This is a genomic window from Erythrobacter sp. SCSIO 43205 (genome assembly GCF_019904235.1).
Taxonomy (GTDB): Bacteria; Pseudomonadota; Alphaproteobacteria; order Sphingomonadales; family Sphingomonadaceae; genus Erythrobacter.
The window spans coordinates 2,926,706-2,946,820 of the sequence record NZ_CP063202.1 but is presented as its reverse complement, the minus strand read 5'-3'; the positions used below and the strand labels follow the sequence as shown (position 1 = coordinate 2,946,820).

The window sequence follows — 20,115 nt, the reverse complement described above, 5'->3', positions numbered from 1 at the left end:
ATTGCAGCCTCTTGTCGCTAAGAGCCCAAAGGCTCGTAACACCGATTGGGGAAGGGGTCCGCTGGATGGCGATCGAAACATTTTATGACGTAATGCGCAGGCAGGGGATCACCCGCCGCAGCTTCAACAAGTTTTGCAGCTTAACCGCAGCCGCCCTGGGTCTGAGCCCTGCCTATGCTCAAGAAATTCAAACAGCGATGGAAACAAAGCCGCGCATTCCGGTGCTGTGGCTCCATGGTCTTGAGTGTACTTGTTGTTCGGAAAGCTTCATCCGTTCTGCCCACCCACTTGCCAAAGACGTGATCCTGTCGATGATCAGTCTCGACTATGATGACACCATCATGGCTGCGGCGGGTGAGCAAGCTGAAGCGATCATCGAAGAGACGATTGAGAAATACGACGGCAATTTCATCCTTGCGGTTGAGGGGAACCCACCTCTCGATCAGGACGGGATGAGCTGTATTATTGCTGGCCGTCCTTTCGTCGAGCAGCTTAAGCACGCAGCAGATCACTGTAAGGCCATCATCAGCTGGGGTAGCTGTGCCAGCTGGGGCTGTGTTCAGGCCGCGCGTCCTAACCCCACTCAGGCGACGCCTGTTCACAAGGTTCCCGGCCTTGCTGATAAGCCCATCATCAAAGTGCCTGGCTGTCCGCCGATTGCCGAGGTCATGACTGGCGTTATCAGCTACATCCTGACTTTTGACCGTTTCCCTGAGCTTGACAATCAGGGCCGGCCCAAAATGTTCTACTCACAGCGTATCCACGACAAATGCTATCGTCGTCCGCACTTTGATGCAGGCCAATTCGTTGAAGAGTTCGACGATGAGGGCGCGCGCAAAGGGTACTGTCTTTATAAAGTCGGTTGCAAAGGTCCGACCACCTATAACGCCTGTTCGACGGTGCGTTGGAACGGTGGCCTTTCCTTCCCAATTCAGGCGGGTCACGGCTGTATCGGCTGTTCGGAAGATGGCTTCTGGGACAAGGGCGGCTTCTACGATCGTCTGACCGATATTCATGGCTTTGGTATTGAAGCTGACGCAGACGAAATCGGCGGCACAGCTGCCGCGGTGGTAGGCGGCGGTGTAATCGCCCACGCAGCGGCAAGCGCGGTTAAGCGAGCGCGCTCAAACCAATCGGCGACTGCTGATGATGCATCGAGTGTCGATGACACCACAACACCCACACACAAAGAGGAGGCCTGATAATGGCGACTGTTGCAACGCCAAATGGCTATACCCTCGACACAAGCGGTAAGCGTGTTGTTGTCGATCCTGTTACCCGGATTGAAGGTCATATGCGCTGTGAGGTTAATCTCGACAGCAACAATGTGATCCGCAATGCGGTCTCTACCGGCACGATGTGGCGCGGTCTGGAGGTGATCCTCAAGGGCCGCGATCCGCGCGATGCGTGGGCATTTACCCAACGCATTTGCGGCGTTTGCACCGGCACTCACGCTCTGACGTCAGTGCGTGCAGTCGAAGATGCGCTCAAGATTGAAATTCCCGACAATGCCAACTGCATCCGTAACATTATGCAGTTGTCTTTGCAGGTTCACGATCACCTCGTGCACTTCTATCACTTGCACGCGCTCGACTGGGTGAACCCGGTTAATGCGCTCAAGGCCGATCCAAAGGCGACCAGTGAGTTGCAGCAAAAGGTCAGCCCGAGCCATCCAAACAGCTCGCCTGGCTATTTCCGCGACATCCAGACGCGTCTGCGCAAGTTTATTGAAAGTGGTCAATTGGGGCCGTTCAAAAACGGTTACTGGACCAATCCGGCCTATCTGCTTCCACCAGAAGCCGATCTTATGGCAGTCACCCACTACCTCGAAGCTCTTGATTTTCAAAAAGAAATCATGACGGTTCGCACGATCTTTGGTGGTAAGGATATTCACCCGAACTGGCTGGTTGGCGGCGTTCCTTGCGCAATCAACATTGACGGCGACATGGCGGCTGGCGCGCCGGTGAACATGGTCTCACTGAACTTTGTGAAAAGCGTGACGCAGAAGTGCATTGATTTCTGCAAAAACGTTTACACACCTGATGTGCTCGCAATCGGCAGCTTCTACAAAGACTGGCTCTATGGCGGCGGTCTGTCGAATAAGGCGCTGCTCGCATATGGCGACATTCCAGAGCGCGCGAACGATTACAGCCCGGAAAGCATGATGATGCCGCACGGTGCGATCATCAACGGCAAGCTTTCCGAAGTGCATCCGGTCGATGTGCGCGACCCGGACGAGATTCAGGAATTTGTGCCGCATAGCTGGTACAAATACCCGGACGAGAAAAAAGGCCTGCACCCATGGGACGGCATCACTGAGCCAAACTACGAGCTCGGCCTTGCGACCAAGGGTGAGCGCACAGCCATTGAGCAGATCGATGAAAGCGCGAAATATAGCTGGATCAAGGCTCCGCGCTGGAAAGGTCACGCGATGGAGGTCGGGCCGCTCGCTCGCTATGTCATCGGCTATATGCAGGGGCATGAAGAGTTCAAAGGTCAGACGGACAAGTTCCTGACCGACCTGAACGTTCCGATTGATGCTCTGTTCTCGACCTTGGGTCGTACGGCTGCGCGCGCTCTTGAGGCGGAATGGGCGGCTGAAAAGCAGATGTATTTCGTCGATAAATTGATCGCCAACGTCAAAGCAGGCGATGTAGCGACAGCCAATACTGAAAAGTTCGATCCGTCGACTTGGCCAAGCGAGGTCAAAGGCGTTGGTTACACCGAAGCACCGCGTGGGGCGCTGGCGCACTGGATCAAGATCAAAGACGGCAAGATCGAGAATTACCAATGCGTCGTTCCAACGACATGGAATGGCTCGCCGCGTGATAACGAAGGTAACATCGGCGCGTTCGAAGCGTCATTGATGAATACCAAGGTTGAACGAGCGAACGAGCCAGTGGAGATCCTGCGAACACTGCACAGTTTTGATCCGTGCCTTGCCTGTTCGACCCACGTAATGGGACCGGACGGCGATGAACTTGCCGAAGTTAAGGTGCGCTAAGGAGTAATGAGAATGACGTTTCGTAAAATTGGCTCGCTTCTGGCGCTTGCTACCGCTGTTTCGGCTGCGCCCGCTATGGCTCATGAAACCGGCGCTTTGCACGGTCTTGGCGATGGCTTGGTCCACCCATTTGTCGGTCTTGACCACCTTCTCGCCATGCTGGCGGTGGGACTTTGGGCGGCTACTCGTAGCAAGGAACAGGCTGTTTCTGGCCCTGTCACATTCCTAGGCTTTTTGTTCGTTGGCGCAGTCATTGGTGTCTTTACCGGTGCCGGAACCGCCCTTGAAGCTTGGGTTGGTGGTTCGCTGGTCGGCTTCTCGCTGCTTCTTCTCGCAGCGCCTTTTGTCGGCAATCGGCTCGGGCTTGGTTTCATTGCTCTTTTCGCTTTGCTGCATGGCCATGCGCACGGGACCGAAGCATCAGCCGCTGTGGCTGCATACTTCGCTGGGTTCCTCGTGTCTTCGGCGGTCCTTCACCTGATTGGATGGCGTCTCGGTTCTGCTGTGTTCGCTTCGCCTGCGGGACGCTGGATCGCCGCTCTCGGACTGGGCGGCACGGGTCTCGTACTCAGCCTTGGCTAACAAAAATAACGGGGGAGGGAGCAGGCCATGAGCGAGAAACGAATTACCACCACTGAGACGTCCATCTATGTCTATGAGGCGCCGGTTCGGATTTGGCACTGGGTCAACGCGATTGCGATCGTCGTTCTGTGCGTAACCGGATATTTGATCGGATCCCCTCTGCCCTCACTCAGCGGCGATCCGACGGACCACTATCTGTTTGGCTACATCCGTTTCTATCACTTTGCGGCGGGCCAGATCATGGTGGTCGGCTTCTTATTCCGGATTTACTGGGCATTCGTCGGTAATGACCACGCGAAAGAAATCTTCGTTGTGCCGGTGACCAAGAAACCATTCTGGAAAGAAGTCTGGCACGAGATGCGCTGGTACGCGATGCTGGAAAAAGAGCCCAAGCAATATGAGGGACACAATCCTCTAGCTCAGCTTTCTATGCATATCCTGTTCGTGTGGGGGTCGATCTTTATGATCGTCACCGGCCTTGCCCTTTATGGCGAAGGCTTGGGCCCGGGCATCATCCACACGCTTTTCACAAGCTGGGTCATCCCATTGTTTGGGCAAAGCCAGGACGTGCACACCTGGCACCATTTGGGGATGTGGGTGATCGTGATCTTTGCGACTGTTCACATCTATGCCGCCGTGCGCGAAGATATAATGAGCCGGCAGTCGATCATCAGTGCCATGTTCTCAGGCTGGCGCGCGTTCAAGAACAAACCGGGCAAATAGGCGCAAGTCACTTATCAATATGGAAAGGGCGCGGAGATCCGCGCCCTTTTTTCGTGATGCAGCATCAGTGGCCCGATTGCGGTCCTTGAGCTTAGTGGTAAGTAAGTTTGCAAGGTGCAATATATTCAACCACCACTTCGGTTCCCTTGGCTTGGTAATTGGCTGATTTCCGCCGATCAGTCCCCTGCCGGCTATTTGGCACACTACCTGCTCTATCCAACACAAGTTTCGCATCAGACGAAGTGTGACGGGAGATGGGGTATGGGGCAGGATGCGCCCAACGTTTTAATTCTGGGAATTGGCAATCTGCTCTGGGCCGATGAAGGCTTTGGCGTGCGGGCGGTTGAACATATGCACCGCCATTATGCATTCCCTGAAAACGTCCGCCTGATCGATGGCGGGACGCAAGGTATCTATCTTGTCCAAAACGTACGTGAAGCAGACGTTCTGATCGTGTTCGATGCCGTCGACTATGGGCTTGAACCTGGCACTATGAAGCGTGTCGAAGGTGACGAGGTGCCCAAATTCATGGGTGCAAAGAAAGTTTCCTTGCACCAGACGGGCTTTCAAGAAGTGTTGATGATGGCTGAGATGATGGGCGAACCGCCTGCTCACCAATTGCTAATCGGTGTCCAGCCCGTGGAACTCGAAGATTACGGCGGATCGCTCCGGCCACAAGTGCGAGACAAGATCGAGCCGGCGATCGCTATGGCGATGGAATATCTTGCAGGCTTTGGCGTAACCGGCGTTTTGCGCGACGTACCGCTAAGCGACTTGGAGAGCATTGGTTCTCTGGAAATGATGATGGACCGCTACGAAGGTGAGCGTCCAGATGCCGAAAGCGCCCCGCGCCATGGCGATGACCGCGTTCTGGCTCAGGGTTTTGTCCCGCCAGAGGATTTTGACGCCGAGATGGAAGCTCTCGTCAGCCAGGTCGAGACGCGCAGCTGATGTGCGTTGGTCAACCTATGCAAGTCATCGACCAGATTGATGAGGCGCGCGCGCGGTGCGATTATCGCGGCGAGCAGCACGAAATTGACATTCGTCTCATCGGTGATGTCGAGCCGGGCGAATGGTTGATGACATTTCTTGGGGCTGCGCGTGAACGCATGGACGAGGGCTCGGCCCGGCGCGCGCTTTCCGCGATTAGCGCCGTCGAAGCAATCATGAGCGGCGGCGAAGTAGATATTGCTGCGGCTTTTCCCGATCTCGTCGATCGAGAGCCGCAATTGCCCGAACATCTTCGAGGGGACAGGTAGTACAATGAATCCAGCAACAATCGAGCGCGCAGATATGTCCGACGTTTTACGCGCAGTCGTCGAACGGCGCGGTTATCCCGTGATGAGCATGGAGCAGATCGACGCTGAAACGGCGTCCGAGCCTTTGAGCATGGTGTTTCTTGCGGGGGATTATTGGCGGCTCGCTGAAAGCGATGATGTCGCCGCCGTGCTTCCCGAACTTGAGCGCGCTCTTGAAGGTCACGCTCGCATCATTGTGGCCAAGCGTGCCGATGAACGCGCTCTGCAACGCCGCTATCACTTCCGCGCCTATCCTGCGCTTATCTTCATGCAGAACGGCCAGTATCTTGGCGCGATTGAAGGTATCCGCGACTGGTCAGACTATCTTGTGGAAATTCCCGAAATTCTGGGCCGAGAACCTGCTGCCCCACCGCCGTTCGAGCTGCCTTCTGGCTGCAACGGAACCACTAACGGAGCTGCGAAATGAGCAATTTGACAGGCGCACTGGTCGGGCCAGGTAGTCAGCCGGAGGACTTTGACGGCGGCAAGCTGGAATATATGCAGCTTCCCCGCGACATGATGGTTTATTCCGCAGGGCATATCCCTGAATCAGAGGACGCACGAAAACACGCCGCGGGCTTGGTGGCTTCTGAACAAATCCTGCTCGCTCTGACCAAAGCAGAAGAAACGGGCGTGCCATCGCGCGTCGATCTGATCGAACTTGATGCGGACAACCTTGCTTTCGTCGACCAGCTTTTGGGTGAAGGCGAAGTGTCAGTCGTCATGGGCGATGTTGCACAATCTCAAGAGTCTGTTTTGGCGGGCGTCTGGCGTGTGCGCGAATACGACGCTGATGGGGGGCGAAAGGCTGACTATGCCGAGATCGGTGCGTTCCCTTCGGTGATGATTGAACAAGCGTTTGCAGGCGCAGCAGACACGGTCGAAATGCCACAAGAGGCAGGGCCGAACATTTTCAACGCGCCTCCGCTTATCACCGAAATCAACGAATATGTCGCCCGCGAAGCCAAGCTTGGTGATGATCCTCACGTGATCAATCTATCGCTTCTGCCGCATACAGAGGAAGATCTTGCCTTCCTCGACGAAACGCTTGGCAAAGGCAGTCTGGTTATCCTCTCGCGCGGCTATGGCAATTGCCGGATCAATGCGACGAAGACACGCAATGTATGGTGGGTGCGCTTCTTCAATTCTCAGGACACGCTGATCCTCAATTCGATCGAAGTGTGCCCAATCCCGTCGGTCGCCCTCGCGGCAGCGGAAGACATCGCGGATTCCCGTGAACGCCTTAGCGAGATTTTGGACTCATACCGATGAGCGATCACTTCTTTCGCGGCAGCTATGGCGGTGATGCGGAAAAGCTCTCCGACGACAGCCGTCTGGAATGCAAGATTTGTTGGCACATCTATGACCCCAAAGAAGGGTGCACATACTGGCAGATTCCGCCGGGAACGCCATTTTCCAAACTGCCGGACCAATGGACTTGCCCGGAGTGCGATGGCGCGCGGGCAGACTTCATGGTGATCGCGGACTAGGCCCGATGGACCATCTCGCTGCACTCTCTCAAAAGGTTGAAACCGTATTCAACCATATCGCTGAAACCCGGATGGACGGTGTGCCGATCCTCAATCCGGCTTTGGGCGTGGCGATGAGCGAGATGCAGCGCTTCGATGCGTATCACACCGGCATATTGGTCACGCCGTGGTTCATGAACCTGTTGCTGTTCCCGATGGAAGCCCAGGCATCCGCGATGCGGGTCGGGCAAAAGCGAAACATCGCCTTACCTTCGGGTATGTATGAGGCGGTGTGGTCGCATGAGGATGCGCTGGGCGGTTATTGGAGCGTTTCGCTCTTCTCCCCCATGTTCGAATTTGCCGAAATGGACATCGCCATTGAAACGGCGAAACTGAGCATGGAAATGATGTTCACCACTCCTGACGAAGAAGACGCGCCTGATTTCGGCGAGGCGATGGTTCAGCCCGGTTCTGGGCAAGATGTCGAGCAGCGCATGGCGATTGCCGAAGCGAAGACCGTGCCTGGCGAAGCAGAGCGGATGGCAGGCGACGCGAAAGCTGCCAAACCCAAGGAATTGGACCGCAGGGCCTTGTTCGGCAGGGGGCGCAGAGAAGATGAGGGTCAGATTGCGTGACCCAGAGCCCCGGCATCACTGTTACGTTTTGCGATGAAGACAATGGCTCATGCCATTTGTCCTATCAAAGCGCGAGCCGGGTTGCGCAGCTGCTTGTCGGTAAGCCCGCGGAATTGGTGCCAGACCTTCTCGGATCGCTTTTCGCTGTCTGCCCCTCAGCGCAGCAGCTCGCAGCACGGCTTGCGATTGCTGAGAATGGTGGAAGCAAGCTCTCGGACAAAGAGATAGCCTCCATGATGCGCTCAGTTCGTTTTGAAACCATCCGCGAACATTGTGTGCGCATTTTACTCGATTGGCCGCTGGCGCTGGAGGAGGAACCGCCACGCAGCGCGCTTGCTCAAATCATAAACCTCACACGCGATGGTGATGCCGCGCGCTTGGCCTTTCATATCGAAGAAGCGATATTTGAATGCTCTGCCGAAAATTGGCTCGCCATAGAAACGTTGGATGAGTTGGTGGATTGGATTAATCAAGCCGACAATGCGGCGGCGCGCTATGTCCATGACGGTTTGAGAGCGGAAAAGCTCGCACTTGAAATCGGCGATGCTTTGCCGCCCTTGCTTGATAAATATCGTTCAATGCCAGTTGTGATGGCGCTGCGAGATAATCCCGTGTTGGCCTGCCACATTGCGCGTCTGATCGATCTGGCGACATTGGTGTGCGAGATTAAATCCGGAGATTGCGACGCGTCACGAAAGCAGTTGTCTGACACAAAGAGCGTCTCGTGCTCGCGCGGCGAGCTGGTACACCACGTGTCTATCGCGGATGCGGTCATTTCGAGCTATGAAATACGCTCGCCAACCGACACCGTTTTTGGCATTGGTGGGTTGGGAGAGAAGTGGTTGGAGCAGGTTTCAAAAACCTCGCCTGAACGTCGCATCGACATCGCGCACAGCGTTATGCGGGCTCTCGATCCTTGCGTTGAATTCGCGATTGAGGTGCGCTGATGCATGAGTTGTCACTTTGCGAGAACATCCGCTCAATCATTGAGGATCAAGCGCGTGCGCAACAGTTTGATCGGGTGGATCGGGTTGCGCTTGAAGTGGGTGCATTCTCAGGGGTCGAAATTGAGGCATTGCGGTTCGGTTTCGACGTCGCGATGGCAGGCTCAATTGCGAGCACTGCGAAACTGGAAATCGTCGAAGCGCCGGGAGAGGCATGGTGCCTGCCTTGCGCAAAACAGATCAATATTGCCCAACGCTTTGATCCCTGTCCGATCTGCGGCAGCCATCAATTGCAAGTGACGGGCGGCGAAGAGCTTAAGATACGCGAATTGGAGGTTTGCTAAATGTGTACCGTATGCGGATGCAGCGAGGGTGAAACCCGGATTGAAGGTGCGCATAAGCACAGCCATTCCCACAGCCACGACCACGGCCATCACCATCATCACCACGATCACGACCATCACCACGATCATGGGCATCACCACCATGATCATTCGCATGGCGAGCACGGCGATGTTCATTTTGGCGCTGGCGCCGCTGGCACCTCTGTTCCGGGTATGAGCCAAAACCGCTTGATCCAGTTGGAGGCGGATATTCTCGGCAAGAACAACACCTACGCTGCCGCGAACCGCCGACTGTTCGCGGACAAGGGGATGTTCGTCCTTAATCTCGTGTCGTCACCCGGTTCCGGCAAGACAAGCCTGCTTTGCCGCACGCTCGATATGCTGAAAGATGAGCTGTCTATCGCTGTGATCGAAGGCGATCAACAAACCACCAATGATGCCGACCGTATCCGTGAGACGGGCGTGCGGGCGATCCAGGTCAACACTGGTAAGGGCTGTCATCTTGATGCACATATGATCGGCCACGCGGTCGAAAGTCTTGATCCGACCGATGGTACAATGCTGATGATCGAAAACGTGGGCAATTTGGTCTGTCCCGCAGGATTTGACCTTGGCGAGGCGCATAAGGTTGCGATCCTTTCGGTGACCGAGGGCGAGGACAAGCCGCTCAAATATCCCGATATGTTTGCAGCTGCCGATGTCGCGCTTCTCAACAAAGTTGATCTGCTCGAACACCTCGATTTTGACATCGACCTCGCCGAAGAGAACATCCGCAAGGTGAACCCAAAGGCGCGGATCATGCGCGTCTCTGCCCGCAGCGGCGAAGGGATGGATGCTTGGCTGCGCTGGCTGCGCGGTGGAGCGATGATGGCTGCGTCCAGCCTGCCTCAAGCGGCAGAAGCAGCAGAATAGGAGCGCTTGCCATGTGTCTTGCAATCCCGGCTCAGGTCACGCGCCTTGGCGATGATGGAATGGCGACCGTATCGCTTGGCGGAGTGGTCAAGGATATCTCGGTCGAGCTTCTCGACAAGGTAGAGGTGGGCGATTTTGTCCTCGTCCACGTCGGCTATGCGCTTCACCTCATCAGCGAGGAAGAAGCGCAGCGCACGCTCGCGATGATGGCGGAAGGCGGATTGCTGGACGAAGAGCTGGCAGAGATTGCCCAAGAGGGGGAAGCTGCATGAAGTACGTCGAGGAATTTCGCGACCCCAAGCTGGCTGAAAACCTTGCGGCAGTGATCCGGGCCGAGGCTGATTCGGCGCGCGAATACAATTTCATGGAATTCTGCGGCGGCCATACCCATGCGATCTTTCGCTATGGCGTGCAGGATCTTATGCCGGACAACGTTCATTTCGTTCACGGTCCCGGGTGCCCCGTCTGCATTCTCCCCGTGCGCCGTCTGGACGACGCAATCGAACTTGCGGATCGACACGGTGTAATCCTGTGCTCCTATGGTGATATGCTGCGCGTGCCCGGGACAAAGCGGCGCTCGCTCATGGTGGCGAAGTCTGAAGGCGCCGATGTGCGCATGGTCTATTCGACGCTCGACGCGCTCAAAATCGCTCGCGAGAACCCCGATAAGCAGGTGGTGTTTCTGGGCATTGGCTTTGAAACCACCACACCGCCATCAGCTCTTGCGATTAAGCAAGCGAGCGAGGAGGAGCTCGAAAACTTCACGCTCTTTTGCAATCACGTTCTGACGCCTGCAGCGATCCGACACATTCTTGATGCGCCTGAAATCGACCCCGAAGAGGCGGTACGGCTCGACGGATTTCTGGGGCCGAGCCATGTTTCTACGGTGATCGGCTCACAGCCTTACGAATTTCTCGCTGACAAATATCAAAAGCCGGTGGTTATTGCCGGCTTTGAGCCTCTTGATGTGATGCAGAGCGTGTTGATGCTCATTCGTCAGGTCAATGAGGGGCGCGTTGAGGTCCAGAACCAATATGCCCGCGTCGTAACACGCGAGGGCAATGAACGCGCTCAGGATTTGGTCGACGAGATATTTGAAATTCGCCCCGCTTTCGAATGGCGCGGCCTGGGCTCTGTTCCTGAAAGCGCGCTTTCCATTCGCGAGAAATACGCTGCTTTTGATGCTGAAAAACGCTTTGAAATCAGCGAGAAGGTATCGCGCGAGGTGAAATCTTGCGAATGCCCTGCGATCTTGCGTGGGGTCAAAAAACCAAAGGATTGCAAGCTCTTCGGCAATGTCTGCACGCCAGAAACACCGATGGGAAGCTGCATGGTCAGTTCTGAGGGCTCATGCGCCGCCTATTGGACTTATCGCCGGGCCGAAACGCTCGCTGAAATGGCTGCGGAGCGCGATCTGGAGCCTGCCCAGTGAACGCGATGACGCCAGCATCCAAGGCACGTTTTCGCAAAGGCGAGCGTGTGGCGATGAGCCATGGCGGGGGTGGCCGGGCGATGGCGGATCTTATCCGCAATATCTTCGCCCACCACTTCGCCAATCCTTTGCTTGATCAGAAGCATGATGCCACTTTGATCGCGCGTCCCGAAGGGCGGATTGTCATCAGCACCGATGGACACGTGATCTCACCGCTCTTTTTTCCGGGCGGCGACATTGGTTCGCTTGCGGTGCATGGGACGCTTAATGATGTCGCGATGGGCGGTGGCAAGCCAATCGCGCTTTCTGCGGGCTTTATCATTGAAGAAGGCTTTCCGCTGGACGATCTTGACCGCATAGCCGCTTCCATGGGTGAGGCTGCGCGCGCCGCCGGAATGCCGATTGCAACCGGCGATACGAAAGTCGTTGAACGCGGCAAGGGTGACGGTGTCTTCATCACGACTACCGGCATTGGCGTGGTTGACGATGCCGTTGATATTGGTCCGCACCGGATCAAGCCGGGGCAGGCAGTCGTCCTGTCGGGTCCGATTGGTGATCATGGTGTTGCAATCATGGCCTCGCGCCAAAACCTCGAATTCGGGACTCAGATCACGTCGGATAGTGCAGCACTGCACCACATGGTCGCTGATATGCTCGCAGCTGTGCCTGACATCGCTTTGTTGCGTGATCCGACCCGTGGTGGCCTTTCGGCGACAATGAACGAGCTCGTTGACGGGGCTGATTTTGGCCTGATCATGGATGAGGCGGCTATCCCGGTGCGTACCGAAGTCGCTTCCGCCTGTGAGCTGCTTGGCCTTGATCCGCTGCATATTGCGAATGAAGGCAAGCTTGTTTGCATTTGCGACATGGATAAGGTCCAGACATTATTGGATGTCATGGCGCAGCATGACGAGGGCAGGGAAGCGCGCTGCATTGGCGAAGTTTGCGCCGATCAGCCTGGCTTTGTGCGGATGAAGACAGCGATTGGCGGAATGCGCGTCGTCGATTGGTTGTCGGGCGAACAATTGCCGAGGATTTGCTAATGGATTTGCCGCTGGTCTTGGTTGTTGATGACGAGGTGCGGTCGCTGGAATCACTGCGCCGTACGCTCGATCAGGATTTCGAGGTCCTGACGACGACCGATATCAATGCAGCGGCGCACCTGCTCGAAGATAACGATGTTCAAGTGATCTTGTGCGACCAACGGATGCCCGAAAAAAGCGGGGTGGAATTCCTTAAAGAGGTAAAGGAACGCTGGCCCGACGTCGTGCGGATGATCATATCGGGATATACCGATGCGCACGACATTATCGATGGCATCAATGATGCGGGCATCTTTCAATACATCACAAAACCTTGGCACCCGGATAATCTCATCCTCGCTTTGAAAGCCGCGTGCCGCCTCAGCGCCCTACAACGCGAAAATGAATTGCTGGCGGTCGAATTGCGCATGGCGCCCGATGCAGCAGGCAATGTGATCAAGAAACGACGCGAAGGCTTGCGCAAATCGTGCAGTTTCGATGACGGAATTATCCGGGCTCCGGGAAGCCCAATGGACGAGGTTTGCAAATCGCTCAGCGACATTGCTCCCTATTCGCTTTCGGTCATTCTGCATGGCAGTTCGGGTACGGGCAAAGAGCTGGCCGCGCGCGCTCTGCATTATGGTTCACCGCGCTGGGAAAGGCCGTTCGTCGTCGAAAACTGCGGCGCTTTGCCCGATGAACTTCTCGAAAGCGAATTGTTCGGTCACCGCAAAGGGGCCTTCACAGGCGCAGTTGCCGATCATACAGGACTGTTTGAGCGCGCGGATGGCGGCACAGTGTTCCTCGATGAGATTGGCGAAACCTCAGCTGCATTTCAGGTAAAGCTTCTGCGCGTTCTGCAAGAAGGCGAAATCCGGCCATTAGGCAGCACTCGCACGCGCAAGGTTGATGTGAGAGTTGTCGCAGCGACCAACAAAGACCTTGAAGAGGAAGTGAAAGCCAAGCGTTTTCGCGCCGACCTCTTTTACCGTCTGGCGGGGATGATCGTGAAGCTTCCCGATTTGAAAGATCGGCCTTCGGACTTGCCGCTTTTGATTGATTCAATCCTCACCAATGCGATGGAAGCGATGGACAAGCCGGTCAAAGGGGTGAGTGATGAAGCGATGGAATACCTCATCGCTTATTCCTGGCCCGGAAATGTCCGCGAATTGCAGAATGAGGTTCACCGGATGCTTGTCCGGGGTAAACCTGATCGCTGGTTGGACGTGGACACGCTCTCAACGCATTTCTTGCAGGCCGGAACCAATGGTGCGCGCCAGACCCCTATGAGCGAAAGCGACGCGGACTTCGAAAGCACGCTGAGCGGTTCGCTTAAGGATCGGGTCGAAGCGCTGGAGGCAAAAGTTATCAGCGACGCCTTGATCGAGCACCGTTGGAACAAGAGCAAGGTTGCGCGGCAACTGGGTTTGTCACGCGTGGGCCTGCGGTCAAAGCTTGATCGGTACGGACTTGAAAATGTCCATCCCATATCGCGCAGGGCACCGAACTGATCCATGTCACGCGAGTCCAGCTTACCTCCTGTCCCACCGCCACCTCCACCCTCATTGTCTCAGAGAGGTGAGGGCGGCGCGGGGCTTCCGACTGAGTCCGGTGAGGAAACATGGATCGAAGTCATCCAGCAAATGGATGCCGTCTATGCTGACCTAATCACATCTCAGACCGCGCTTGAGAAACAACATCTGGAGCTGGTCGAAGCGCACGATCTGATCGATTCCGTGCTGGAATCGATGACCGATGTGCTGCTTGCGTGCAGCGCGGATGGGCGCATCCAAAGGGTCAATCGCGCTTTGTTGAAGGTGATAGGCCAAAGCGCGGACAAAATGGTGTCGCGCGAAATATCGGAGTTGTTTGACAAGTCCGAACAACCGTCCATCAGGGAGGCGATGGCGCATGTGCGAGCAGGCGGTGCTGTTGATCAACGCGAATGGCATTTGGTCGCGGCCGATGGCGCTTTGGCGACAGTTTCGACCAATATCGCGGCACGCCATGACGGCGCAGGAAAGTTTGCGGGATTTGTGTTCGTGGGCCGCCCGCTTGGCGAATTGCAGCGCGCTTATCGCGACCTCGATGAAGCCCATCGGAAACTGACCCAGACCCAGGAACAGCTATTGATGAGCGAAAAGATGGCCGCGCTTGGCCGTTTGGTCGCTGGCGTTGCGCATGAGCTGAACAACCCCATCAGCTTCGTGTTCGGCAATATGTATTCGCTCAAAAAATATGGGGAGGCGATTTCGCGTTATCTTGAAGCTGCCGAAGGTGAATTGCAGGGCAGCGAAATGATTGAGCTGCGACGCGAATTGCGGATCGACAACATTCTCTCCGACATCGGGCCTTTGGTCGAAGGGACATTGGAAGGCGCAGAGCGCGTGCGCGACATCGTTCAGGATTTGCGACGCTTCTCTTCCAGCCAAAAGGAAGAGCCCGAAACGTTCAATCTCATCCGCCTTATCAGCACGGCAATTGATTGGGTCGCAAAAGCGCAGCGGATAAAGCCCGAGTTTCGGATAGATGCGCCCGAAGCGCTTGAAGTCACCGTGATGAAAGGTCAGGCGCATCAGATATTGGTCAATCTAATCCAAAACGCCTGTGATGCGGTGCAACTTCGCGATGATCCACTTATTGCAATCGCCGTCAGAGAAAACGCTGACGAAGTGCAGGTGATTGTAAGTGACAATGGCCCGGGCATTGCCGTTGAGAACCGCGACAAGATTTTTGAGCCGTTTTTTACAACCAAGCCAATTGGTTCAGGGACCGGCCTTGGCCTTTATGTGAGCTATTCTATGGCAAGCCGATTAGGGGGTGAGCTTTCCCTCGCTCCGTCGGAGCTGTCTGGCGCATCGTTCATGCTGACCCTGCCCAAATCTGGGGATCAGGGAGAGGACGACTGATGGCGAAATCTCCCCCCTTACGCTTGCTCTGGCTGCAATCGGGCGGCTGCGGCGGTTGCACCATGTCTTTGATCGGGGCGCAAGGACCGGACCTTGTCCGCAGTCTCGAAATTGCCGGTGTCGAGATCGCTTGGCATCCCTCGCTTAGCGAAGAGACAGGTTCCGAGGCAGCGAGCATCATCAATGCCATCGCTGAAGGCCGCGAGGAAATCGACATCGTGTGTCTTGAAGGTTCGGTGATGACCGGCCCCAATGGCACAGGGATGTTCCACCGAATGGCGGGGTCAGACCAGTCGATGATGAGCGTGATCGAAAAGGTCGCGCGGCGCGCTCGCTATGTCGTTGCGGTTGGCAGTTGCGCGGCATTTGGCGGGATCACGGCTGCGGGCGGCAATGAAGTTGGCGCAATCGGCCTTGCCTATGATGGCAAGCAGGCCGGCGGATTGCTGGGCGAAGATTTCCGCTCGGGCAGTGGTTTGCCAGTGATCAACATTTCAGGGTGCCCCATCCATCCCGATTGGTTCACCGAAACGATCATGCAAATCGGTGCAGGCGCGTTTGACGAACGTGATATGGACGATCTGCAACGCCCGCTCAATTTTGCCGGGCATCTGGTCCATCACGGTTGTTCGCGCAACGAGTTCTATGAGTTCAAGGCGAGCGCGCAAAAGCTATGCGATATGGGCTGCATGATGGAAAACCTTGGCTGCAAAGGCACGCAGGCGCGGGCCGATTGCAACATTCGTGCATGGAATGGTTCAGGGTCGTGCCTTGATGGCAATTATCCTTGCATCAACTGCACCGCGCCCGAATTTGAAGAGCCCGGGCACGGCTTCACCAAGACGCCGAAGATTTCAGGCATCCCAATCGGATTGCCCACCGATATGCCCAAGGCGTGGTTCGTCGCACTGGCGTCCTTGTCAAAGGCGGCAACGCCGGAGCGGCTTAACCGCGACGCGACATCGGATCGGCTCAGCGCGCTTGGCGAAGGGAAGCGGCGCAAATGACGAAACGCATCGTGATGGGGCCGTTCAACCGGGTCGAGGGCGATCTTGAAGTGCGCCTCGACAGCAGCGAAGGACAGGTGATCTCCGCCGAGGTGACTTCGCCGCTCTACCGCGGATTTGAAAAGATGCTGGTTGGCAAGCCGATGATGGATGCGCTGGTCTATTCCCCGCGCATCTGCGGAATTTGTTCGGTGTCCCAATCGGTCGCGGCCGCCTATGCGCTTGCTGGTTTGGGCGGGCGAAGTGTCCCACCGGCGGGGCGACACGCGGTCAACCTTGTCCATGCGGTCGAAAATCTCGCTGATCATTTCACCCATTTTTACCTGTTTTTCATGCCGGATTTCGCACGGGACACTTACGCGGATGAGCCATGGTATCAGCCGGTGGCTGAGCGCTTTGCCGCGGTAAAAGGAACCGCCGCGAAGGACGCATTGCCTGCGCGCGCAGCGTGGATGGAGATGCTGGGCATATTGGCAGGCAAATGGCCGCACACCTTGTCGATTCAACCGGGCGGATCGACAAGGGCCATTAGTCGGTCGGAAAAGGTGCGCTTGGGCGCGATCATCGCGCAATTCCGCCTTTATCTAGAGCGCACCTTGTTTGGCGACACGTTGGAAAATGTCGCGGGACTGTTCAGCGCCGACGCGCTTTGGCAGTGGGCCGATCAGCGTGCATCGGCCACTTCCGATTTTGCGATGTTCCTTCAGGTTTCTCGCAAACTTGGCCTGTCAAAGCTTGGCGTTTCGCACAATCTGCACATGAGTTTTGGCGCATATTGTTTGCAGGAAGGGCACTTCCTCAAACGCGGGGCGTGGCAGAATGGTGGGCCTGCTGTCCTCGCTCTCGACCGCATTCGCGAGGACATCAGCCACGCGTGGTATCGCAGCGCTGGGGACGCATCCGGACCGCTCAATGACTTTCCAGTGCCCGACTATGATACAAGCGGCGATGCTTATAGCTGGTGCAAAGCCCCCCGGCTGGACGGTGCGCCGGTTGAGGTGGGCGCATTATCGCGCCTGCTTGTCGATGGTCACCCATTGCTGCGCGAACTCGCGGCGAACGGCGCAAATGTCGAAGCACGGATCGTTGCTCGGATGCTCGAACTGGCGCTTATCGTCCCACAGATGGAACAATGGCTCGCGGCGATTGATACCGAAGAGCGGTTTATCGATCACAGCCCCCTTGCCGAAGATGGCGAGGCAGCGGGGCTGACAGAGGCGGCGCGCGGTTCGCTCGGCCATTGGCTGCGCACTCGCAATGGCGAGATTGAACACTATCAAATCATCGCGCCAACCACATGGAATTTCAGCCCACGCGATGCGCAGGGCAATCCCGGCCCATTGGAACAAGCATTGGCTGGCACTCCCATCCGCGAAGGCGAGGTTGAACCTGTCGCGGTTCAGCACGTGGTGCGCAGCTTCGATCCCTGCATGGTCTGCACGGTGCATTGATGGAGGGCGGTATCGCCCATGTTTCCCATGTCGCTGCTTGTTCCATTCGCGTGCGCGGACAGGTTCAAGGTGTCGGGTTTCGTCCCTTTGTTTGGCAGTTGGCGCATGACCTAAGCCTTACGGGGGATGTCGCGAATGATGGGGAAGGGGTCGTGATAGCGGCGCAGGGGCCGCGTATGGCCATTGAGCAATTCATCGGCAAATTACGCTCAGATGCACCTCCTTTGGCGCGTGTACAGGAGGTCGTCGTTTCATGGTCTGAGACAGTGGACCTTTCCGATGGCTTCACCATTGCGCCGAGCAGGGGAGGGGAAGCAAAGACCGGCATCGTAGCCGACGCCGCAACCTGCGCAGCCTGCCTGACTGAAATCTGCGATAGCGGCGACCGCCGCCACGATCACGCCTTTGCCAATTGCACCCATTGCGGCCCACGCTTTTCGATCATTCGCAAGGTCCCCTATGATCGCGCCCATACGAGCATGGCAGCCTTTCCCATGTGCGAGGCTTGCGCCGCCGAATATGCGAACCCGGCAGACCGCCGCTTTCACGCACAGCCCGTTGCTTGTCCTGAATGTGGGCCAAGGCTCTGGCTTGAGCGGGAAAGTGGTGATGCGGGCGATGAGGATCCTCTCGCTGCCGCTGCATCAATGCTGGAGAACGGCGCTATCCTTGCGATTAAGGGGATCGGCGGCTTTCATCTCGCTTGTCTTGCCGAGGATGCAAAGGCTGTCGAATTGCTGCGCCAGCGCAAGGCGCGCGACGCCAAACCGTTTGCACTTATGGTGCCATCGATGGAAAGCGCGCGCCAATATTGCGAGGTGAGCGACGAGGCGGCGAAGGTGCTCGCATCATCCGCCGCGCCAATCGTACTGCTGCCGCGAAACCCATGCGCGCCAGCGCTCCCGCTGGCGATTGCTCCTGGGCAAGATCGGCTTGGCGCGATGCTGCCTTATTCCCCGCTCCACCACCTGTTGATGGCGCGGCTGGACAGTCCACTGGTCATGACATCGGGCAATTTGAGCGACGAACCTCAAATCACCGACAACGCCGAAGCGCGCGCGAAACTTGATGGCATTGTCGATGCCTTGCTGATGCATGATCGTGACATCGTGAACCGCATCGATGACAGCGTGATGGCCTTTGATGACGGCGCGCCCATGGTCTTGCGCCGTGCGCGCGGGATGGCTCCTGACCCTACCATCTTGCCTCAATCGCTTTCGTGTGAGCAACCGATCCTCGCCATGGGCGGAGAATTGAAAGCCACATTCTGCCTGCTTCGCGACAATGAGGCGATTGTCTCACAACATATTGGCGACCTCGAAGATGCTGCTGCGCTTGCCGACTACCGCGAAATGCTGTCGCTGTTTCAGCAGGTGTATGACTTTCGCCCAGCGATTATCGCGGTTGATGCACATTCGGATTATCTCTCCACGCAACTTGGTCGAGCAATGGCGCAGGAAACCGGGGCAACCTTGGTCACTGTGGTCCATCACCATGCGCACATGGCCAGCTGTCTTGCCGAGAACGGTATTGATGCTGGAACAGAGGCGGTGGGGATTATCGCCGACGGTTTGGGGCTGGGCGCGAACGGTCAATTATGGGGCGGTGAGATTTTGCACGGCACCTATACCACGGCGTCCAGATTGGCCTCTTTGCCAGATGTGGCTCTTCCCGGCGGAAGCGCTGCGATAAAACAGCCCTGGCGCAATTGCGTGGCTCACCTGTTTGCCGCTTTCGGACCTGATTGGCGTGACGAGGTTCCAGCTCTTTTGGCGCACCTTCCAGACGATGGCAGCGTGAAGGTGATCGAGCAGATGATTGCCGCCGGACTGAACGCGCCCCCCTGTTCATCGGCGGGCCGTTTGTTCGACGCAGTTGCCGCGATTTTGGGAATTCATCCGCAAAAGCTGTCATTTGAGGGACAAGCAGCGATGGAGCTGGAAGCACTAGCGCGGCCTCACATATCCGACGCGGTGGCCTATCCCATCGGCGTTATTAAGAGAGACGCGGACGACGTTTGGCGACCGGATATTGCGCCAATGTGGCGCGCGATTGCAGCGGATTTGTCGGCGGGCAAGGACCATGGCTTGATCGCAGCAAGTTTTCACAAAACCGTCGGCGATATATTCCTCAAGCTGATCGAGCGAAGCGGTTACATGGTCCCTGACACGCCGGTCGTTCTTTCCGGTGGAGTGCTGCAAAATCAGATTTTGCGGCAGGAGTTGCGCGCAACGCTCTCCAACATGGGTTTGCAACCTCTCATCCACCGGCATTTTCCTGCCAATGATGGTGGCTTGTCGTTGGGACAGGCTGTGATTGCGGCCTCGCTTTTTAATGGTGGGCAGATCACCGTTTCTCGCGCTCCTTCGTAGAAGCTTGCCTG

Annotated in this window: 21 protein-coding genes; all 21 read left to right on the top strand. The window is 56.6% G+C overall.

Going from position 1 to position 20,115, the window contains the following annotated elements:
• Positions 1 to 65: 65 nt before the first annotated feature.
• The 21 genes from INR77_RS13910 to hypF all read left to right on the top strand — a co-directional run bounded on the left by INR77_RS13910 (position 66) and on the right by hypF (position 20,104).
• The gene (locus INR77_RS13910) at positions 66 to 1,202 is read left to right on the top strand and encodes a hydrogenase small subunit (RefSeq protein WP_223071616.1); all 1,137 of its coding nucleotides are present in this window, start codon (positions 66 to 68) and stop codon (positions 1,200 to 1,202) included.
• Between the two features lie 2 nt (positions 1,203 to 1,204).
• Entirely contained in the window at positions 1,205 to 3,004 is a 1,800-nt protein-coding gene (locus INR77_RS13905; RefSeq protein ID WP_223071615.1) for a nickel-dependent hydrogenase large subunit, read from the top strand.
• 12 nt (positions 3,005 to 3,016) lie between these two features.
• The gene (locus tag INR77_RS13900; protein ID WP_223071614.1) at positions 3,017 to 3,586 is read left to right on the top strand and encodes a HupE/UreJ family protein; all 570 of its coding nucleotides are present in this window, start codon (positions 3,017 to 3,019) and stop codon (positions 3,584 to 3,586) included.
• A gap of 27 nt (positions 3,587 to 3,613) precedes the next feature.
• Entirely contained in the window at positions 3,614 to 4,309 is a 696-nt protein-coding gene (cybH, locus tag INR77_RS13895) for a Ni/Fe-hydrogenase, b-type cytochrome subunit (protein WP_223071613.1), read from the top strand.
• A 261-nt stretch (positions 4,310 to 4,570) separates the two neighbouring features.
• Entirely contained in the window at positions 4,571 to 5,260 is a 690-nt protein-coding gene (locus INR77_RS13890; RefSeq protein ID WP_223071612.1) for a HyaD/HybD family hydrogenase maturation endopeptidase, read from the top strand.
• Positions 5,260 to 5,568 (top strand): HypC/HybG/HupF family hydrogenase formation chaperone, encoded by a 309-nt coding sequence (locus INR77_RS13885; RefSeq protein WP_223071611.1) that lies wholly within the window; start codon positions 5,260 to 5,262, stop codon positions 5,566 to 5,568. The genes INR77_RS13890 and INR77_RS13885 overlap by 1 nt, the downstream gene beginning before the upstream one ends.
• A 4-nt stretch (positions 5,569 to 5,572) precedes the next feature.
• The gene (locus INR77_RS13880; RefSeq protein ID WP_223071610.1) at positions 5,573 to 6,034 is read left to right on the top strand and encodes a hydrogenase-1 expression HyaE; all 462 of its coding nucleotides are present in this window, start codon (positions 5,573 to 5,575) and stop codon (positions 6,032 to 6,034) included.
• Entirely contained in the window at positions 6,031 to 6,879 is an 849-nt protein-coding gene (locus INR77_RS13875; protein WP_223071609.1) for a hydrogenase expression/formation protein, read from the top strand. Before INR77_RS13880 ends, INR77_RS13875 begins: the two co-directional genes overlap by 4 nt.
• Entirely contained in the window at positions 6,876 to 7,097 is a 222-nt protein-coding gene (locus INR77_RS13870) for a rubredoxin (protein ID WP_223071608.1), read from the top strand. The genes INR77_RS13875 and INR77_RS13870 overlap by 4 nt, the downstream gene beginning before the upstream one ends.
• 5 nt (positions 7,098 to 7,102) lie before the next feature.
• Entirely contained in the window at positions 7,103 to 7,711 is a 609-nt protein-coding gene (gene hybE / locus INR77_RS13865; protein WP_223071607.1) for a [NiFe]-hydrogenase assembly chaperone HybE, read from the top strand.
• Positions 7,708 to 8,658 carry a hypothetical protein gene (locus tag INR77_RS13860; RefSeq protein ID WP_223071606.1) on the top strand — a complete coding sequence of 317 codons (951 nt, stop codon included), beginning with the start codon at positions 7,708 to 7,710 and terminating at the stop codon, positions 8,656 to 8,658. The genes hybE and INR77_RS13860 overlap by 4 nt, the downstream gene beginning before the upstream one ends.
• Positions 8,658 to 8,999 carry a hydrogenase maturation nickel metallochaperone HypA gene (hypA, locus tag INR77_RS13855; RefSeq protein ID WP_223071605.1) on the top strand — a complete coding sequence of 114 codons (342 nt, stop codon included), beginning with the start codon at positions 8,658 to 8,660 and terminating at the stop codon, positions 8,997 to 8,999. Before INR77_RS13860 ends, hypA begins: the two co-directional genes overlap by 1 nt.
• On the top strand, positions 9,000 to 9,911 hold the full coding sequence (gene hypB / locus INR77_RS13850) for a hydrogenase nickel incorporation protein HypB (protein WP_223071604.1): 912 nt from the start codon (positions 9,000 to 9,002) through the stop codon (positions 9,909 to 9,911).
• Between the two features lie 11 nt (positions 9,912 to 9,922).
• Positions 9,923 to 10,183, top strand: coding sequence for a HypC/HybG/HupF family hydrogenase formation chaperone (locus INR77_RS13845; RefSeq protein ID WP_223071603.1), 261 nt, complete (start codon positions 9,923 to 9,925; stop codon positions 10,181 to 10,183).
• Positions 10,180 to 11,343: a hydrogenase formation protein HypD gene (gene hypD, locus INR77_RS13840; protein ID WP_223071602.1), complete on the top strand. Its 1,164-nt coding sequence runs from the start codon at positions 10,180 to 10,182 to the stop codon at positions 11,341 to 11,343. The genes INR77_RS13845 and hypD overlap by 4 nt, the downstream gene beginning before the upstream one ends.
• 5 nt (positions 11,344 to 11,348) lie before the next feature.
• Positions 11,349 to 12,386 carry a hydrogenase expression/formation protein HypE gene (hypE, locus tag INR77_RS13835; protein ID WP_223071601.1) on the top strand — a complete coding sequence of 346 codons (1,038 nt, stop codon included), beginning with the start codon at positions 11,349 to 11,351 and terminating at the stop codon, positions 12,384 to 12,386.
• Positions 12,386 to 13,876, top strand: a complete 1,491-nt coding sequence (locus tag INR77_RS13830; RefSeq protein WP_223071600.1) for a sigma-54 dependent transcriptional regulator — start codon at positions 12,386 to 12,388, stop codon at positions 13,874 to 13,876. Before hypE ends, INR77_RS13830 begins: the two co-directional genes overlap by 1 nt.
• A gap of 3 nt (positions 13,877 to 13,879) precedes the next feature.
• On the top strand, positions 13,880 to 15,274 hold the full coding sequence (locus INR77_RS15985) for a sensor histidine kinase (RefSeq protein ID WP_223071599.1): 1,395 nt from the start codon (positions 13,880 to 13,882) through the stop codon (positions 15,272 to 15,274).
• Positions 15,274 to 16,281, top strand: a complete 1,008-nt coding sequence (locus tag INR77_RS13820; protein WP_223071598.1) for a HupU protein — start codon at positions 15,274 to 15,276, stop codon at positions 16,279 to 16,281. The genes INR77_RS15985 and INR77_RS13820 overlap by 1 nt, the downstream gene beginning before the upstream one ends.
• Positions 16,278 to 17,732, top strand: a complete 1,455-nt coding sequence (locus tag INR77_RS13815; RefSeq protein WP_223071597.1) for a nickel-dependent hydrogenase large subunit — start codon at positions 16,278 to 16,280, stop codon at positions 17,730 to 17,732. Before INR77_RS13820 ends, INR77_RS13815 begins: the two co-directional genes overlap by 4 nt.
• Positions 17,732 to 20,104: a carbamoyltransferase HypF gene (gene hypF / locus INR77_RS13810; RefSeq protein WP_223071596.1), complete on the top strand. Its 2,373-nt coding sequence runs from the start codon at positions 17,732 to 17,734 to the stop codon at positions 20,102 to 20,104. Before INR77_RS13815 ends, hypF begins: the two co-directional genes overlap by 1 nt.
• The last annotated feature ends 11 nt before the right edge of the window (positions 20,105 to 20,115 follow it).

Excerpts from the sequence above, each read along its gene's own strand:
- INR77_RS13910 (WP_223071616.1), top strand. The coding sequence starts at position 66 with ATGGCGATCGAAACATTTTATGACGTAATGCGCAGGCAGGGGATCACC.
- INR77_RS13905 (WP_223071615.1), top strand. The coding sequence starts at position 1,205 with ATGGCGACTGTTGCAACGCCAAATGGCTATACCCTCGACACAAGCGGT.
- INR77_RS13900 (WP_223071614.1), top strand. The coding sequence starts at position 3,017 with ATGACGTTTCGTAAAATTGGCTCGCTTCTGGCGCTTGCTACCGCTGTT.
- cybH (WP_223071613.1), top strand. The coding sequence starts at position 3,614 with ATGAGCGAGAAACGAATTACCACCACTGAGACGTCCATCTATGTCTAT.
- INR77_RS13890 (WP_223071612.1), top strand. The coding sequence starts at position 4,571 with ATGGGGCAGGATGCGCCCAACGTTTTAATTCTGGGAATTGGCAATCTG.
- INR77_RS13885 (WP_223071611.1), top strand. The coding sequence starts at position 5,260 with ATGTGCGTTGGTCAACCTATGCAAGTCATCGACCAGATTGATGAGGCG.
- INR77_RS13880 (WP_223071610.1), top strand. The coding sequence starts at position 5,573 with ATGAATCCAGCAACAATCGAGCGCGCAGATATGTCCGACGTTTTACGC.
- INR77_RS13875 (WP_223071609.1), top strand. The coding sequence starts at position 6,031 with ATGAGCAATTTGACAGGCGCACTGGTCGGGCCAGGTAGTCAGCCGGAG.
- INR77_RS13870 (WP_223071608.1), top strand. The coding sequence starts at position 6,876 with ATGAGCGATCACTTCTTTCGCGGCAGCTATGGCGGTGATGCGGAAAAG.
- hybE (WP_223071607.1), top strand. The coding sequence starts at position 7,103 with ATGGACCATCTCGCTGCACTCTCTCAAAAGGTTGAAACCGTATTCAAC.
- hypA (WP_223071605.1), top strand. The coding sequence starts at position 8,658 with ATGCATGAGTTGTCACTTTGCGAGAACATCCGCTCAATCATTGAGGAT.
- hypB (WP_223071604.1), top strand. The coding sequence starts at position 9,000 with ATGTGTACCGTATGCGGATGCAGCGAGGGTGAAACCCGGATTGAAGGT.
- INR77_RS13845 (WP_223071603.1), top strand. The coding sequence starts at position 9,923 with ATGTGTCTTGCAATCCCGGCTCAGGTCACGCGCCTTGGCGATGATGGA.
- hypD (WP_223071602.1), top strand. The coding sequence starts at position 10,180 with ATGAAGTACGTCGAGGAATTTCGCGACCCCAAGCTGGCTGAAAACCTT.
- hypE (WP_223071601.1), top strand. The coding sequence starts at position 11,349 with ATGACGCCAGCATCCAAGGCACGTTTTCGCAAAGGCGAGCGTGTGGCG.
- INR77_RS13830 (WP_223071600.1), top strand. The coding sequence starts at position 12,386 with ATGGATTTGCCGCTGGTCTTGGTTGTTGATGACGAGGTGCGGTCGCTG.
- INR77_RS15985 (WP_223071599.1), top strand. The coding sequence starts at position 13,880 with ATGTCACGCGAGTCCAGCTTACCTCCTGTCCCACCGCCACCTCCACCC.
- INR77_RS13820 (WP_223071598.1), top strand. The coding sequence starts at position 15,274 with ATGGCGAAATCTCCCCCCTTACGCTTGCTCTGGCTGCAATCGGGCGGC.
- INR77_RS13815 (WP_223071597.1), top strand. The coding sequence starts at position 16,278 with ATGACGAAACGCATCGTGATGGGGCCGTTCAACCGGGTCGAGGGCGAT.
- hypF (WP_223071596.1), top strand. The coding sequence starts at position 17,732 with ATGGAGGGCGGTATCGCCCATGTTTCCCATGTCGCTGCTTGTTCCATT.